The organism is Hyphomicrobiales bacterium, from assembly GCA_017642935.1.
Classification (GTDB): Bacteria; Pseudomonadota; Alphaproteobacteria; order Rhizobiales; family MH13; genus MH13.
The window spans coordinates 1,364,037-1,380,188 of record JAEPOK010000002.1; the positions used below are offsets into that span (position 1 = coordinate 1,364,037).

General features: G+C 56.2%; 16 protein-coding genes and 1 tRNA gene. 5 read left to right on the plus strand and 12 right to left on the minus strand.

All coding sequences use genetic code 11. The features are described from left to right. Window positions 1-15: 15 nt before the first annotated feature. Complete coding sequence (locus tag JJ917_15880; GenBank protein MBO6700308.1) at window positions 16-1,383, minus strand: flagellar hook-length control protein FliK; 1,368 nt, start codon at window positions 1,381-1,383, stop codon at window positions 16-18. A 218-nt stretch (window positions 1,384-1,601) separates the two neighbouring features. On the opposite strand from JJ917_15880, the gene mnmA reads away from it, so the two are divergent. Continuing rightward, entirely contained in the window at window positions 1,602-2,768 is a 1,167-nt protein-coding gene (gene mnmA / locus JJ917_15885) for a tRNA 2-thiouridine(34) synthase MnmA (GenBank protein ID MBO6700309.1), read from the plus strand. A gap of 83 nt (window positions 2,769-2,851) precedes the next feature. After that, window positions 2,852-2,928 (plus strand) — tRNA-Met (locus JJ917_15890). Between the two features lie 118 nt (window positions 2,929-3,046). Here JJ917_15890 and JJ917_15895 read toward each other — a convergent pair. Beyond that, on the minus strand, window positions 3,047-3,337 hold the full coding sequence (locus tag JJ917_15895) for a hypothetical protein (protein ID MBO6700310.1): 291 nt from the start codon (window positions 3,335-3,337) through the stop codon (window positions 3,047-3,049). Between the two features lie 291 nt (window positions 3,338-3,628). Between JJ917_15895 and JJ917_15900 the strand changes: the two genes are divergently transcribed. Further along, the gene (locus JJ917_15900; protein MBO6700311.1) at window positions 3,629-4,735 is read left to right on the plus strand and encodes a site-specific integrase; all 1,107 of its coding nucleotides are present in this window, start codon (window positions 3,629-3,631) and stop codon (window positions 4,733-4,735) included. A gap of 157 nt (window positions 4,736-4,892) precedes the next feature. Here JJ917_15900 and JJ917_15905 read toward each other — a convergent pair whose 3' ends face one another. The 9 genes from JJ917_15905 to JJ917_15945 form a co-directional block, all read right to left on the minus strand. Beyond that, complete coding sequence (locus JJ917_15905) at window positions 4,893-5,363, minus strand: cytochrome c (protein ID MBO6700312.1); 471 nt, start codon at window positions 5,361-5,363, stop codon at window positions 4,893-4,895. Next, window positions 5,363-6,730, minus strand: a complete 1,368-nt coding sequence (locus JJ917_15910; GenBank protein MBO6700313.1) for a multicopper oxidase family protein — start codon at window positions 6,728-6,730, stop codon at window positions 5,363-5,365. The genes JJ917_15905 and JJ917_15910 overlap by 1 nt, the downstream gene beginning before the upstream one ends. Before the next feature lie 39 nt (window positions 6,731-6,769). Beyond that, window positions 6,770-7,681: a CopD family protein gene (locus tag JJ917_15915; protein MBO6700314.1), complete on the minus strand. Its 912-nt coding sequence runs from the start codon at window positions 7,679-7,681 to the stop codon at window positions 6,770-6,772. A 6-nt stretch (window positions 7,682-7,687) separates the two neighbouring features. Further along, entirely contained in the window at window positions 7,688-8,050 is a 363-nt protein-coding gene (locus JJ917_15920; protein ID MBO6700315.1) for a copper resistance protein CopC, read from the minus strand. A 17-nt stretch (window positions 8,051-8,067) separates the two neighbouring features. After that, on the minus strand, window positions 8,068-8,475 hold the full coding sequence (locus tag JJ917_15925; protein MBO6700316.1) for a cytochrome c: 408 nt from the start codon (window positions 8,473-8,475) through the stop codon (window positions 8,068-8,070). A gap of 37 nt (window positions 8,476-8,512) precedes the next feature. Next, on the minus strand, window positions 8,513-8,914 hold the full coding sequence (cueR, locus tag JJ917_15930; GenBank protein ID MBO6700317.1) for a Cu(I)-responsive transcriptional regulator: 402 nt from the start codon (window positions 8,912-8,914) through the stop codon (window positions 8,513-8,515). A gap of 796 nt (window positions 8,915-9,710) precedes the next feature. After that, a complete protein-coding gene (locus tag JJ917_15935; GenBank protein MBO6700318.1) occupies window positions 9,711-12,131 on the minus strand; it encodes a heavy metal translocating P-type ATPase in 2,421 nt (806 codons plus the stop codon). 86 nt (window positions 12,132-12,217) lie between these two features. Beyond that, window positions 12,218-12,661 carry a DUF305 domain-containing protein gene (locus JJ917_15940; GenBank protein ID MBO6700319.1) on the minus strand — a complete coding sequence of 148 codons (444 nt, stop codon included), beginning with the start codon at window positions 12,659-12,661 and terminating at the stop codon, window positions 12,218-12,220. A 101-nt stretch (window positions 12,662-12,762) separates the two neighbouring features. Continuing rightward, entirely contained in the window at window positions 12,763-13,344 is a 582-nt protein-coding gene (locus tag JJ917_15945) for a Crp/Fnr family transcriptional regulator (GenBank protein MBO6700320.1), read from the minus strand. A gap of 68 nt (window positions 13,345-13,412) precedes the next feature. Between JJ917_15945 and JJ917_15950 the strand changes: the two genes are divergently transcribed. Beyond that, complete coding sequence (locus JJ917_15950; protein ID MBO6700321.1) at window positions 13,413-13,970, plus strand: hypothetical protein; 558 nt, start codon at window positions 13,413-13,415, stop codon at window positions 13,968-13,970. A gap of 470 nt (window positions 13,971-14,440) precedes the next feature. On the opposite strand, the gene JJ917_15955 is transcribed toward JJ917_15950, so the two are convergent. Further along, a complete protein-coding gene (locus JJ917_15955; GenBank protein MBO6700322.1) occupies window positions 14,441-14,887 on the minus strand; it encodes a hypothetical protein in 447 nt (148 codons plus the stop codon). 263 nt (window positions 14,888-15,150) lie between these two features. Between JJ917_15955 and JJ917_15960 the strand changes: the two genes are divergently transcribed. After that, complete coding sequence (locus JJ917_15960) at window positions 15,151-15,495, plus strand: hypothetical protein (protein MBO6700323.1); 345 nt, start codon at window positions 15,151-15,153, stop codon at window positions 15,493-15,495. The last annotated feature ends 657 nt before the right edge of the window (window positions 15,496-16,152 follow it).

A 16,152-nucleotide genomic window follows, 5' to 3' on the forward strand; every position in this document is an offset into this window, starting at 1 on the left:
CCTTTTACGCCGATACTAGATGCGGACATCCAAATGGCCGGTGGCATAGAGTTGCTGACGGATGGCTTCGGGCGAAGCCATGTCGTCGGGAAGCATGGAATCCTCAGGGCCAGCAGAGGCTGGGTCGCCCGACCCAGACTCACCGGACTGATCCTCGGCGCCGGCGCTGTGCTGGTCCTGGGCAAATCCGTCGGCAGCATCCTGCGCCAATTCAAAGCTCACCGAACCGGGCTCGGTCTTGAGGCCAGCCTGCTGAAGTGCCCGTTCAAGGTTACGCGCGTCGGTGGTCAGCATATCCAGCGTTTCAGCCCGTTCGACCACCAGATGGGCGCGTGTCTGACCGCTTGCATCCATTTCCAAGCGCACATTCAGGCGCCCCAGCTCCGGTGGGTCGAGCCGGATGTCGAACTGGGTTTTGCCATTCATTGCTTGGCGCGTGATTTCGACAGCCAGGGCCGTCACCGGCACGGCCTGACCGGTCGCGGCCTGCGGCACGGCCGTCATCGCCGCCTGGGCGCCGGTGGCTGTGGTTTGACCTGTTGTCAGGACGGGAGCGTTGGAGTTGCCGGGTTCAAGGGCGGCGCTTGCTTTGGCCATGGCTTGGGTGACGAGCGCATCAAGGCTTTCCGCGTCCATGCCGCCATTCGTCATCGAGGTGCTCGCCATCGCATCGGCAAAGCTCATCGTTTTGGACTGGCTAAGCCCTTCTGGCGTGGCGGTCTTCAGACCGCCTTCAAGCGCGCCATCCATGGCGCCGTTAGTTGGGGCGCCGCTCAACGCCTGCTCGCCGGCCATGCCGGCCTGGCCAGCCAGTTTGTTCAGGACGGGCGCATTTTGACCCAAGGTTCCTTCAACTGGACCCGATACTTGCGCGAACCAGCGACCAAGAGCGCCAGGGTCGGCTTGACCCGTTGCCTGAGGCGGCACAAGCGGGACCGTTTCGCCGGTCAGTGCCGTGACGACGATCTCTTGGACCACATCATCGGTTTCGGCGGCCAAGGCAGGGTCCGCCAAGCCGGCAAACGGGTCTGCTTCGGTATCGGCGGCTATCAATGGATCATCGACCAGTCCAGGGTCTTGGCTTGCAGCGGTTTGTTCGGTTGCCTGGGCGCCGTTGATGCCTGCATTGTGGCCTCCCTCACTGGAGGTGGCCTGGGTTGAATCACTGGACGACGACTTTTTTGGAGAGTCTGGCGTCTCAGTGACGTCTTTGTCGTCCGTGCTTGTCGCCTCCGCCCTTTCTGCCGGTTCTTCTGTTTCTCGCCGCTCGTTCTCAAGACGATCGGAAAAGCGTGGCTCATCCTCACGGGGAACGCTGCGCTCGCGCGGCGTGGGGCGCTCGGCGGGTGCGATTGGAGCTAGAAGATCTGGCAATGTGGACACGGGGCAGGCTCTCGCTGTGCATCTTTCAATGTGCGCAGGGTGTTTCAAGTGTCGTGCCAGATTGGAAAGTTGTTATCTTTCAAGGGCTTTCAATGAACGTTGCACGAAGCCGTCAGCGCTGACGCGGCAAGGATTGCCGGGTGAAGGGCGCATCTTGCCGGGCAGGGCGCATTGCACTAGGACTGCACGCCTCATCTCAGGCTCTTGACCCCTGCTGCATGAAGGCAAAACCGATGGATCTTTTTCTGCCCGGCAACCCGGAGCCGGCAGCCACACGCATTGTTGTGGCGATGTCCGGGGGCGTTGACTCATCTGTGACCGCAGGCCTCGTCAAAGAAGCGGGCTTCGACGCGGTGGGCATCACCCTTCAGCTTTACGATCATGGCGAGGCGATGCACCGCAAAGGCGCTTGTTGTGCCGGCCAGGATATTCACGACGCGCGCAACGTCGCCGATACGCTCGACATGCCGCATTATGTGCTCGACTATGAAAGCCGCTTCAAAGAACAGGTGATTGATACGTTCGCCGATAGCTACCTCGCCGGTGAGACACCGATACCCTGCGTGTCGTGCAATCAGAGCGTGAAGTTTGTCGATCTACTGAAAACCGCGCGCGAACTTGGCGCTGCGGCCTTGGTGACGGGGCATTATGCCGATACGCGCATGGATCAGACCTCGGGGCACATGGCGATGTATCGCCCTGCGGACCTCGATCGCGACCAGAGCTACTTTCTGTTTGCAACGACGCAGGAGCAGCTTGATTTTGTTCGCTTTCCGCTTGGCCATTTGACCAAAGCCGAAACGCGCGCCCATGCCGAGCGCATGGGGCTTGAGATCGCCGACAAGCCCGACAGCCAAGACATCTGTTTTGTGCCCAACGGATCCTATGCGGACATCATCGCCAAGCTGCGGCCAGAAGCGGCTGAGCCAGGTGAAATCGTTGATGTGCAGGGCAAGGTTTTGGGCCGGCACAACGGAATCATTCACTACACCGTCGGTCAGCGTCGCGGTTTGGGCATCGCTGCCGGCGATCCGCTCTACGTCGTCAAAATCGATGCGCCGGCGAAGCAGGTAATCGTCGGACCGCGCGAGGCCTTGGGCGTCTCCCGTGTCGCCTTGCGCGACTTCAATTGGATTGGCGAGCCCAGCGCTGATCTTTCCAGCGGTGTTCCGGTGGCAGCGCGCGTGCGGTCCACGCGGCCGCCAAAACCGGCCAGCTTGATTGTGCGCGACGGACAGGCCTATGTTGACCTCATCGAAGGTGAAACCGGCGTCGCGCCAGGCCAGGCTTGCGTGCTCTATGTGCATGATGGCCCGGGGTCGCGTGTGCTGGGTGGCGGGTTCATCGCCCGGGCGATCAATGCCTTTGAGAAGGATGCGGCGTAGCTGCGGAACTTGGTTGACAGGGGGCGGGAGCGCCCCCTATACGGCCATCTCGCTCGGGGTTTTTGTGCCCGATGCTCTTTTGGGGCGGAGTAGCTCAGCTGGTTAGAGCAGCGGAATCATAATCCGCGTGTCGGGAGTTCAAGTCTCTCCTCCGCTACCATTTTCCCAGTAAAATCAGTGGTTTCTGAGTAGTCCTGGCCGATCTGACACGTAGCGCAGTGGTAGCACAGTCTTGCTCTCGCGTTTTTGGTTGTCGGGCGCTACACATAACACTGTGTTTAACACACTGTTGGAGAACGCTGGGTTTGAGCCAGTGATTGCTGACGCAGTCGCGAAAAATGTGGCGACCAGCCAAAAAACTTTGGTGGATACGCGTGCCAAAGCTGAGCCCTAAAACGATTACCCTGCTCGATGGCGAGATCAGGCTTTTTCGGCGGGCTCATAGCCAGGCCTTTCAAGCTGCCTTCAAGATTGGTGATCGATGGGTTCGCAAGAGCACCGGCACCAAAGACCTTGGCAAAGCCAAAAAACGCGCCGTTGATCTGCTCTACGAATATCGTGCGCGCCACAAAACCGGCATGCCTATCGTCACCAAGCGGTTCTCAGATGTCGCGGCATACTGCGTTGCGGAGATGGATCGATTGACGGCGGAAGGATCAAGCAAGCGGTCGTTTCGCGATTACAAGATCGTCATCGACAAGTATCTGGTGCCCTATTTCGGGTCCAAATCCATCGCCAACATCAAACAGACTGACCTTGAAGATTTTGCCATTTGGCGTGCGAAGCAGCTTGGTCGTGAACCAAGTGCTTCGACGCTGAGCACGCACAACAGTGCACTTAACCGTATCTTCGATGAGGCTGTGTCGCGCGGCTATGTCGAGAAGCGCCAGATCCCCGATCTGACCAACAAGGGTAAAAAGAGCGAGCGCAGGCCTGACTTTCGGATTGAGGAGTATCGCACGCTCATCCGCAAGCTACCTGCATGGATTGAAGCGGGCCGGGACGGAAAGTCACGTGAGATGCGCCATTTGCTGCGTGACTATATCCTGATCCTTGCCAACACCGGCATCCGCCCCGGTACCGAGACCGACAGTCTCATGTGGCGACATGTGCATCTGTTCACCGAAAACGGTCAGCAGTTCTTGGAGCTGCGCGTCGATGGAAAAACCGGACCACGCGACCTGATCTGTCGCGCGAACACAATCAACTTCCTCAAGCGCATTCATGAGCGCACCAAAGACATTGCCCATCTCAGCTTTGATGAACTTCTCGATGCTAAGATCGACAAACCGGTGTTTCGGCTGCCGAATGGGACGGTCACGAAGAACTTGCGGCAGACCTTCAAAATCCTCATGGACGACACAGGTTTGCTTTCATGCCCACGCACTGGCCTCAACAGAACGCTTTACAGCTTCCGACATACCTACGCGACTTTCGCTCTGTTGAATGACGGTATGAGCATACACACGCTTGCCGTCCAAATGGGAACGTCGATACAAATGATCGAGCGCCACTACAGCCATCTACAACCAAGGCTGCAAAAAGAAGTGCTCACCGGAAAGCGCCACGATCCCGATCAAGATGAAGCGGCAACCAAGGCTACGGTGGCGTCCAACGCGATCTCAGCTGACAACCTCAAAAATCGGGTTGGCAACACAGCCATCGATGAACCAGACGAACTTGATGCGCTTATCAAGGCGGATGAGGCTGCAGAGCATGGCCAGACTGCGGTTCCGGGGCAAGATATCAACAAACTCAGCTCTCCTACATCAATGGCTCCTGCGATCGACAAAGCCTTCGACATGTTCGACGCAGGCAAACTCACCGAGGCCAGTTTACTGGTAACGCTCAGATCAGGCGGCGCTGCTTACCAATGCAGCGAGCAACACAAGCTACGAGCACTCAAGGCTGTCGAAGAGCAGCGACTGAGCGAGGAGGCATTGCAGGCGATCCTCGTCGGCACCTAGCTGTGGATAACCACGGAGGGGCTCACTCAGGCATAATGAAAAGCGAAAGAGGGCGGGGAGCTGACCTAAGAGACTGCAGGAGTTCAGCGCCTCTTGATCCCCATAGCGGAAATAGGGGGCTGCGCGCGTTTGACCTGCAAAGAACACTCCAGCAGTGTTAGTTCTGGGCTCTTTCGTCCAATCGGCGATGCTGCTCCTGAAGCTCTTCTGGCCATTGGCTCTTAATGAAGGACAGGACCGCTTCAATCTCACCGTCAGTCAGAACGCCTTCATACGCTGGCATGGCTGACTGATACCCTTCGAGGTTTGCAGCCTCGACGATCCCGTATTTCGTGATGGCAAACAGAAGGTCGGTTGGATGATGCCAAGTATGGCCGGTTTCATCGTGCGGGGGTGCAGGTATGAGGCCATCTGCACCAGGTGACTGCCAGTTGGGTTGACCTTGAAGATTCACACCGTGGCAAGCAGCACAGTTGGCCTGATAGACGTGTTGACCGAGCTGAATTTCAGCGCGTTTATCGGCGCTGAACCAACCTAGCACTCGTGGCTGATCAAAGGCGTTTTCCACCGTAAACAGCGCCAGAATGAGCGCTAAGGTTAGCGCTGCACTCAGGAAAACCCGTTGCATCATCCAACCTGAAACCAGCTGTTCATGCCGGCTGCGGCGTGCTCGAGCATATGGCAGTGATAGAGCCATTTGCCGGGATTATCGGCAACAAACGCGATCTCCGTCGTTTGCTGTGCGCCAATAAGAAAGGTGTCACGCCACGGCTGACCGTCATCCGCCTCCGCACCGCTCCTACTGAGGACCCGGAAGTGGTGGCCATGGACGTGCATAGCGTGGACCCACCGTGTTCGATTGATGGTCTCAATAAGAACCGTCTCGCCTCTCTCAACCTCAAACATGGGGTCATCGGTCAGGTTTGCGACGCCGTTGAAAGCCCACATCTGCCCATAGTCCTGCATCAATTGCCGCGTGACGGGACGGCCTTGAAAGGTCATATCGACCCGTCCGCCCATGGCTCCACCTTGCATCTCAACGCGAATGCGGCGGGCATTTGCCAGATCAGGCTCAGGTAAAGCGCTGGGTGTAAGGCTCGGGACCGGCAAGGCGGTTTGGCGAGGACCAGACACTTCGAAACGCGTGATGGGGTAGGCCCGACCTTCGACGAAGGTCTCCAGTGCGAAGTCTTCGGTTGGCGTCACCAGAAGATCGACCCTCTGGGCTGGACCAAGGAGCAAGGGCGCGTAGTCCAGCCTCGTTGGCTCCGACAGGTTTTGGCCATCATATCCGATCACCTTTGCTGCGAAGCGGTTGGGATCGAATTCAAAAACGCGTGCATTGGCGGCGTTGATCAGCCTTAATCGGTAGGGTTCGTTTGCCTTGAGCTGAAGCGTTTGCGCCAGCTTACCGTTCACGCTGATATAGTTGCCCAAACGTCCCGCATGGCTCCAATCCATGAGCTCGCCGATGCTCGCGACATCGAGCGTACCTTGGCCAACCAAACGCCAGTCATCGATCATCAAGGTCAGGTCATGTTCGGCGTCGAACGGGACCTCGGGTTCGTCGATGATCAATGGCCCATAGAGGCCACGAGCCACTTGGTTCCAGCTGCGGTTGTGCGCATGGTACCAATAGGTTCCAGCATCGGGCGCAACGAAATCGTAGGCAAAGCTCTCTCCAGGCATGACGGGTTGCTGGGTGAGGCCAGCTACACCATCCATGCTGTTTTCGATCCGGATGCCATGCCAGTGGACTGACGTTGGTTCCTCCAACTGATTGGAGAAGTTCACCCGGATGCGCTCTCCGCGCTTGATGCGAATTTCTGGCCCCGGAAGCCCGCCATTATAGGTCCAAAGGGGCGACAAGGGCCCATCGTCGCTGACCAGGCTCAACTCTTGCGGTGCCGCTGTCAGCTCAAAAAGGCCTTCGTCCACGTTGGCAAGCACAAGCCGCGGCAAGCCGGGTAGAAGCGAGAGCGTGGACGCTCCCAGTAGAAAGTCGCGACGGGTTGGTTTCACGATTGGTGGCTCCTAGGCGGTTGGAACGGTGAAGGATGTGGTGAGCAAGGCGGTGGCCGTGAAGATCATGAGAAAAACTAAGGCTTCCCATCGCAAAGACGTGCGAAAGCGTTTGGCGGCCCCGGCGGCTTGCATCTCCATGGCGGGAACAAGGCGCAGCTTATTCAACGCCGCGATACCGAGAACCAAAGCCACGATGACAAGCTTGAGCAGAAGCATCTGACCGTAAGCCGTTGAGACGACGGCCTGAAGCGACCCCAAGAGCAGGTACGCAAACACGCCTCCAACGGCGATGAGGATGGGTACGATGATCGAAGCCTGCCGCCCAAACCGATGCGACAGACGTGCCGCTTCATCCGTATCGAGGCCTGGTTTGGAAAGTTGGTAGAGTGGTAGCAAAGCACCGAACCAAAAACTCACGGCCAACAGATGTATGGTGATCAGGACCAAGAGCGCCCATTGCGGATCACGCGTCGCATGGCCGGTAAGGCCAAATGAAAGGGCAACGCAGGCAGCCCCCAGAACCGCTGCACCTGTCCGCACTGAAGGGGCAAGGACTCCCAACAGCAAGATCGCCAAGCCAATAAGCCTGGCCAAGGTCGATGTACCAAGCGGGCCTTCCAGGCTGATGGCGATGATCTCCGGGTCGGTCATGAAAGCCAAATCATCCATGAGCCGCCCGGCTTGAACCATCACACGCCAGATCGACGCAACAACGGAAACCGCAACCGCGGCTGCGATTGTCCCTAGCAAGGATCGCTTGATGCCTTCCTGCTGGGTGGGGAGGGCGACCAAAACAAGTGCGAGCCCGGCAGCAAGGAAACTGCTGATGTAAACAGCCAGTTTTGCTGACGCAGCCATCAGCCCCCAAAGACTGAAGCTCGACTCCGTTAAGGCCGCCCAAAGCGAATAGCCGATATCCATGATGCGTTATTCGGGTGCCACGGTATAGGTCACGGTGCCATCCATGGCATGGCCATCCTCACCCAGAACCCGCCATTCCACGTGATAGCTTCCTGCGCCCATATTTGGGCCTGAAAACTCCATCCTATCGGTCATATCCCGGCTAGGAATTTCCAGCTCCATCATGCGGCTGGCGGACCCATCCACCGTGGTATGGGTCACTTCAACCTTCATGAAGCGACCTGGTTCTGCCAGCATCAATGTGAGCGTTTCAGGTGCTGCCTGCACCGTCGCACCATCAGCCGGGTCTGAGCTGTTGACCGGTGAATGGGCCAGGACAGGCCCATTGAGTGAAGTGAGCAGCGCGGCTGCAAGAAGATGATGTTTCATGGGATAATCCTTGTTGGTCAGAAAATGCCGTTGGCACGCTGCAACTCGCGGACATAGGCAATAATGTCGCCGACTTGGCTTTGGCCTACACCCTCGATTGCGGGCATGTTGCCAAAGCGCCAATGGTGCGCTCTCACGCCGTAGCGCACTGCCTGGTAAAATGACTGGTCACTGTGGTGATTGGGCTCATAGATGATGTGTACCAAGGGGGGAGCAACACCATCCTGGCCAGCTGCATTGACGCCATGGCACGCCGCGCAGCTAACCTCAAAAACCTCTCGCCCAGCTTGTGCAACACCAGAGAGCTCTGGAACCACAACCTCGACTAGGGGCGCGCCAGCTTCGCCCGTTGTGGCTTGGACAGAATGCGGATTTTGCTGATCCATCTCCATGCGGTGCGGGAACAAACCTTGATAGAGGTACATCAGCCCAGCCACCCCGAAAAAGCCGAGAACAAAATACTTAGGCTTCACGCTCGAAGTCCTTGGCCAAATCATCGAGAATAGGACACTCAGGCCGGTCGTCTCCTGCACAGCTTTCAACGAGCGTCGTTAGGGTTTTGCGCAGGCTCCGCATCTCAGCCAAACGACAGTCGATCTCCACGATTTTGTCAGTCGCCAGAGCCTTCACGTCGGCACTAGCTCGCGACTTGTCATAGTAAAGGGAGAGCAGCTGACGACACTCTTCGATGTTGAAGCCGAGGCCACGTGCTTGTCCAATGAAAGCAAGCCGATGGACGTCGTCGCCGCTATAATCGCGGTAGCCATTGTCGGCTCTGGATGGCCGCACCAGACCAATCTGCTCATAATAGCGAATGGTTTTGGCCGGCAGTTTGCAGCGATCAGCTGCTTGGCCGATATTCATCTGCGCGCTCCAATGACATACCCGACTGCAACTCCAGCGCCAAAGATCAGCGCCACAATTGCGAACATGCCGAGGCCCATCCCCCAGCCGCCCATCATTCCTTCTGTTCCGATAAACATGGTTTTTCAGATCCTATACTGGCTTGGTTTCGACTTCCCGGATCAGACGTTGAACGTCAGCCGCACGGCCTTGTCGGGTGAGGTGTCGACAGCATCGACACCGTCAGCGCGCACAACGTGCATCTCGCCACGAAAAATGACGATTGATCTTGAGAAACGGGGGAGTGATCCTAGCCTTGCAACGGCTTTTTCACGCGTTGCAGATGGAGATAAAGAACAGATGCCTGTTCTAGGGTGACTTCAATACCGACTGCGCATGAAGTGCGCAGGGTTCGTCACAGCATTCGTGGAGGATCAGTAGGACCAGACGGCTGGATGCCTGTGAGAGCAAGTCCACATGCGTCAAACACGGCGTCACCAGAGGCACGCGTATCGACATATGCCCCAGTGCCTTCAAACATTGCAGGCATGGTGAGGCAGGTATGCGCACGCTCCGCGCTATCATCACAACAGGCCGAGAGATCGTCAGCGGCACTTTCAATTACAGAGTGATCATGATCTTGCATGACCACATGACCGGACCCGACTGCACCAGAAAGGGATGCAGACAGAGTAAGGGCAACGATCAGAAGCAGGCGAACCATGGCGATGAATAACACAAGTTGAGCACTAACGATGTGCGGAGCGAATTTCTTATCTCTAAGTAATCAAGCCTAATCCTTCCCCTTGGTGGAAGGTCAAGCCTCCAATTTCGCTCGTTTCAAGCGCAACGCATTGGTGATCACTGAGACAGAAGACAGGCTCATTGCCGCTGCAGCAAACATGGGCGAGAGCAGCGCACCGAAAACAGGATAGAGCACGCCAGCAGCGAGCGGCACACCCGCCGAGTTGTAGATGAACGCAAAGAACAGGTTCTGCTTGATGTTGCGAAGCGTTGCCTCGGACAGTTTTCGTGCCCGGACAATCCCCAACAGGTCACCCCGGAGCAGGGTTACACCGGCACTTTCGACGGCCACATCGGCACCCGTTCCCATAGCAATACCGACTTCGGCCGCTGCCAAGGCTGGTGCATCGTTCACGCCATCGCCTGCCATGGCTACTTTGTGGCCCTGCGAGTGTAGATCATCGACGAGAGCCTTCTTGTCTTCGGGCAGAACACCGGCGCGAACTTCATCGATGCCAAGCTGATCGGCCACCGCTTGCGCTGTGCGCTCGTTGTCGCCTGTTGCCATGATGATTTTTAAACCTGCGTCGTGCAGCGCCTGGATCGCACCCGCAGTCGTCTCTTTAATCGGGTCTGACACCGCGATTAGTCCCGCCAAATCGCCGTCGAACGCAATAAACATGACGGTCTTGCCCTCAGCGCGCAGCGCATCGGCCTTGGCGTCGAGCGCTCCATGGTCGACGCCCATGATGTCCATCATAGCAACGTTGCCCAACGCAATAGTGCGCTCGCCTGAGCGGCCTCGCACGCCCTTGCCCGTGACGGCTTCAAAATCAACGGACGGCGCCGCTTGGATATCGCGCGCAGCAATACCTTCAACGATCGCCTCAGCAAGCGGGTGTTCTGAACCTGCTTCCAGCCCGCGCACGAGCGACAGTACCGTTTTCTCATCATGTCCCGCCTGTAGGACGACATCTGTCAGACTCGGCTTTCCCTCGGTCAGAGTGCCGGTTTTATCAACGACCACGACATCAACCTTGGCCATGCGCTCAAGGGATTCCGCATCTTTGATGAGTATACCTTCCTGCGCCCCGCGACCGGTTGCAGTCATGATCGACATGGGGGTGGCAAGCCCCAAGGCACATGGGCAGGCGATGATGAGTACCGAGACGGCTGAAACAATCGCAAAAGCAAAGGCTGGGTCTGGACCCACTACAAACCAGACGATGAACGCTATCACCGCGATGACCACCACGGTCGGCACGAAGTAAGACGAGACCTTATCGGCAAGGCCTTGAATGGGCGCGCGTGAGCGTTGTGCGGCGGATACCATAGCGACAATACGCGAGAGCATCGTGCCTTCGCCAACCTTGTCGGCAACAATAATCAAGCCGCCATTTTTGTTGAGAGTACCGCCGGTAACGCGATCTCCCTCGCCTTTTTCAACTGGCAATGGCTCACCGGTCAGCATGCTTTCATCGACCGATGATCGACCCTCTCTGACGACTGAATCTACAGGAATTGCCTCTCCTGGCCGAACGCGAAGAACGTCGCCTTCGATGATGTTTTCCAATGGAGCGTCATACTCATCGCCATCGGGCGTCACACGGCGCGCCGTCTTAGGAGCCAGATCAAGAAGCGCCCGAATAGCGTCACCCGTGCGCTCGCGGGCGCGCAGTTCGAGCACTTGGCCAACAAAGACCAGAGCCACGATGACAACCGCAGCTTCGAAGTAGACTGGCATATGCCCGCCAGGCATCTGTAGACCAGCAGGAAAGAGCCCAGGTAAGAAGGTGGCAATCGTGGAGTAGATGTAGGCCGTACCGACGCCGATCATGATCAACGTCCACATATTCAAATTCCAGGTTTTGAGTGACGTCCAGCCCCGATGAAAAAACGGTGCCGCCGCCCATACAATAACCGGCGTTGCCAGGGCAAACTCGAGATACAAGGTCACTGACTCTCCGAGCCATTCGCGGATCGGCAAGCCGAGCATCGGACCCATGGTTAGGATCAGCAGCGGAATCGCAGCCAAGGCAGACACCCACAACCTGCGGGTGAAGTCGATCAATTCATGATTGGGGCCTTCTGCGATGCCATCCATCGGCTCCAGCGCCATGCCACAAATCGGACACGTCCCGGGACCTTCCTGGATGATTTCGGGGTCCATAGGACAGGTGTAAAGGGCCGTCTTGTCAGCCGGCGGTTTCTTCCGAGCCTTGTTTCCAGACACGTAAAACCAGGGATCAGCGTTAAACTTTGCGCGACAACCTTCGGAGCAAAAACGGTAGGTGTCGCCTTTGTATTCCAAAGAGGGTTTGTCCGCATCGAGCTTCACCGTCATGCCGCAGACCGGGTCTATAACGACGCCATTTTCTGGCTTCGTCGCACGCTCGTAAATTGAGCCTGACTTTTCATCCCCCGTGTCGTGGTGACCCCCACAACAACTGCCGTCTGCGGCGTGGTGATGCTCGTGATTGGCTGTTTTTTCCATCTCGACCTCTTCTGTTGAGATCAATCTAGAGGTTCCAGTGACTGTAAGGTCAAGCGCTGGATCGACTGGAGGTCTCTGACCCAAGCTCACTCTTCAAGATCGGCGATCAACGCCTTCATTTCATCGATCTCACGTCGCTGCGCTTCAATGATTTCATCTGCAAGCTGCCGAACGCGCGGATCGGAAATGTCAGCCCGTTCGCTCGTCAGAATAGCGATCGAATGATGCGGGATCATCGCTTTCATCCACGCCACGTCTTGAACCGTTTCCTGGCTCCGCACGAGCCATAAGGAAGTGGAAAACACGATGGCGCTCCCCACCACGATCGCAATGTTGACGGCTGGTTTGGTGTACATGCTTAGCATAAATCCAAGCATGATGATCGCCATCACTGCACCCATGAACAGCGCCATATAGGCGCGTGTTTCGCTGAAAAACACGTGATCGATGGTGTAGCTGTTGAGATACATCAGCCCGTACATGACCAGTGTTGAAGTAACAATCATCGCGAAGAAGCGCGCATAGGACATATCCATCTCCCGGTGGTGGTTTCACATCTGCGGCACTTTTGACCGCAACCAGCAAACAACCTTCCAGTCTGGGAGGGTTCCAAAAATACCCGTTTAGCGTTTCACGCGTTATGCAGGGCGTATGTTCCCCGCCCCGTTTTGCGGATCAGACCACGCTCAACGAGGGCGCTGAGCGCGCGATAGACGGCCTCATGAGACAGACCAATTTGCGGTGCGAAGCTCTTCCAACTGTCCGGAGTAAGTCCGGCTTCCATAGCTGCCAGCACGCGCTCATCGGCGCGCCTGATCGCACATAGCTGCATCAATAGGCGGTAACGCTGCACCTGACCCGACATGTTCTCCAACAGCGCCATGGCCACACCATCACGCTCTTTCAGAGCTGCGAGAATCTCTGTTTTGGGAAAGACTGTGAGTTCGCATGACGACATGGCAACCGCATCGCAGTGGTAACGATCGGCGAAGAGAGATGCTTCTGCAAAACTGTCGCCTGGGCCTGCCCTATGGAGCACCACCAGGCCCCCATTCTGCGTTGTGCGCGTTAGTTCAACGATCCCTTGATGGACGGCGAAAAACCCTACTGTTTGGTCTCCCTGTCGAAACAGGTGAGCGCCAGCCCGCACATTCAAACTGCGCCCGGTGACAGCCAGACCATCTGTTAGAGAAAGAGCACCGGTATCCATCATATGATTGTAATCATATAGGTGCAACGCTGCGGGCGCTAGGTTGACCCCGTACTTCTATGGAGCACCCGATGAACACGATGACCCTCGCCGCCGCCTGCATATTGGTTTCCACTTCCGCTGCATCAGCTCAGGACCATGATCAGAGTCATGGGACCCACCAGGCAGATGTGATTTCGCAGGCCCTGCCAACCGAAGGCGGCCAGGCCGGTTTCTCGGCAATTGCCGAGATTGTGGTGTTGCTGAGCGATGATCCAACAACAGACTGGGCTTCTGTGAATGTTGATGCACTGCATGAACATTTGTTGGACATGGATTTGCTGACGACGGCGACGCGTGCTCAAACGGAACTACTGGAGAGCGGGGCCCGTTTCACAGTCGAAGCGGAAGGTCGGGCAAAGGAAGCCCTGCAGCGCATGGTATCGGCTCACGCCCCGTTTCTGACTGATGCAACCGGTTGGATAGCAGAGGCGCAGATGACTAGCGGTGGGGCAACGCTTACCGTCACTACCTCTGTGGAAACCGAGGTGCCGCAAGTCCAAGCGCTAGGTTTCTATGGCTTGATGTCAACTGACAGTCACCATCAAGCGCATCATCTTGCGATTGCAAAAGGGCGGTTTGAACACTGAATTTGAGTGACCGGGACAATGTCAAAACCGAGCGATTCAACATGATCACGCAGTAATGCGCGCGCAGCCGGGTGACACTTATGTCTCCGACTCCGAAAACCGTCGGTTTTGGAACGACACTAAACGCTTCGATTATGTCTGGTTTGCCGCCACGGGCAGACTTCCTTGGTTGAACCCACGAACGGCAGGTTTGGGCCGATATTGCCCAACCGGCTAACGGCAGCTTTGCCGCCACATGCGGACGTCTCGGGCCAAACCTGTGAATGCCAGCAGAGAGCCAAGAGCACCCGCTTACCAAAGCTAGGTGGTCGTCGGAACTGGCGTCCCATGCGGTCAAGATCGATGGAAAAATGACTACGATTGGCACGGTCAACGGCCTGTCTGAGGTTTCCGGGTGATAGGAAACGCTCGGCACTTCTCAGTACCGAGCGATCCAAGGAAGCGCAGCAGATTATTGCTGTTGAACCGGTTTAGCTTTTTCTCTTGGGTGGCGCTTTGCGGTTTCTTGCGGCCAGTTCCAGCTGTTCATCCAATTCGCCCGCTGTGATGCCTTGAAGGACGGTGGCAAGCACAGGCAGCAGTTTGTCCTTGCTACCGACTGCGATTGACGCAGCTTCTTTTGAGATTGGCAGGACGCGATTGCCGTCTCGCAGTGTGATGAGCCATTGGCCTTTGTCGTCTTGCCACCACCATGGCTTGACCGGACGCTGCTGTGTGAGAAGCGTTTTTTCTCCGGTTTCCTGATGCGTGACCCAGTGTTTGACCTCCTCTGTGTAGGTTTCCCCGGCAAGGGCTGCCTCGGCAGCTTTGAGCTGCGTTTCCAGTCGCTGAATCAAACGCAGTCTCTTGCGCTCTAGTGGCGAGCGCTCAGAGCGCGGTGTTTGGGGTGTGAGAGTAAGGGACTTGAGATGTGGCATGATAACCTCCTGGTTGCAGAGGTGTTCATGAAATAAAGCCATCTATCTGATATATCTATCAAAAACCGTATCGAGAGCCGAAGGCTGCGGTGCTCAGGAGATAAATAAACGTGCATGAGGCGACCCTCATCGCAGTCCTGGAGCAACGCATGACACCATCGCAGGCCCGCGCACTCAAAAGTGCGCATATTTCTCATATACAAACCATGAAGCCGACTTTGTTTCTCAATCTTGCTACGAACCAACCTTGGGGCGTAACCAAGATGCGCTCGCTCTTGCGCAATTATCTCGCGCGCATTGATCGCGCCTATCTTGGAACGCGTTGGTGCAAAGAACCTGCCTCCAAGCGGATGAATGGCGTGTTCACCATCGAAGGCGTCTACACCAACGTTCATGCTCACGGTCTGCTGCGCGCGACCTATGGCAACACGCTTGGAATCCAGCTGCATTCAAACGAGATTTGGGACAAGCTTTGTCCAAGTGGTTCTGTCGTCGCGAAACCCATTACTGACCTTCAGGGTGTCGCCAACTACGTCCTCAAAGATGGTTGGACGGAAACGTTTTTCGAAGATCAGATCGTGTTTGCCAGCGAGTTTATGGGAGCTTAACAAACGCCCAGCACAAAGCTCGTCGAAAGCAACGCGTAGACTGAGCAGTTGGGAATGAAACCATTCGATGCGAGGCGCAGTGAGCCGCGCAATGGATAGTTCAAGGCTTCTTTTCAGACATCATCGAAATACATTGCATTGGACAACATGTTGATGGTTGTCGAGCATCAAAGGTCATTGGAAATGATTGAAATGCTAAAGAACCAAAGATCGATATTGGACGCAGAAATTTCGCACTTTAACCCCATTCCAGACAGAACAGCGCTTGTTCGTGTTTGGATTTGAATTTCAGAACCAATTCCCCTTGCTCATTGAAAGTAACGCGACGACAGAACACAGGATCATCAACGCCCTGTTTGATTTCATCTAATAGCAACTTCCTGTTCGCTGGCCTTTCAAACCAGAGGCGCATGACGTCTGTATATCGAGATAGATACCTGTCCGCGTGTTTAGGGATCGGTCCTTTGACATCGATGTCAATTATCTCCTCACACATCCCATCGCTCCCAGGTTAGTTCTTAATCATGGCTGTTGGATTGAGGTTGGAGGACTTGTGACTTGGCAATGTAAGAAATTAACTAGAATATTACATTTCCCAATAGCTCATTGAATGCCTTGACTGAAATGCATTGATTGCTCCGAATAAAGAAAGAAAAT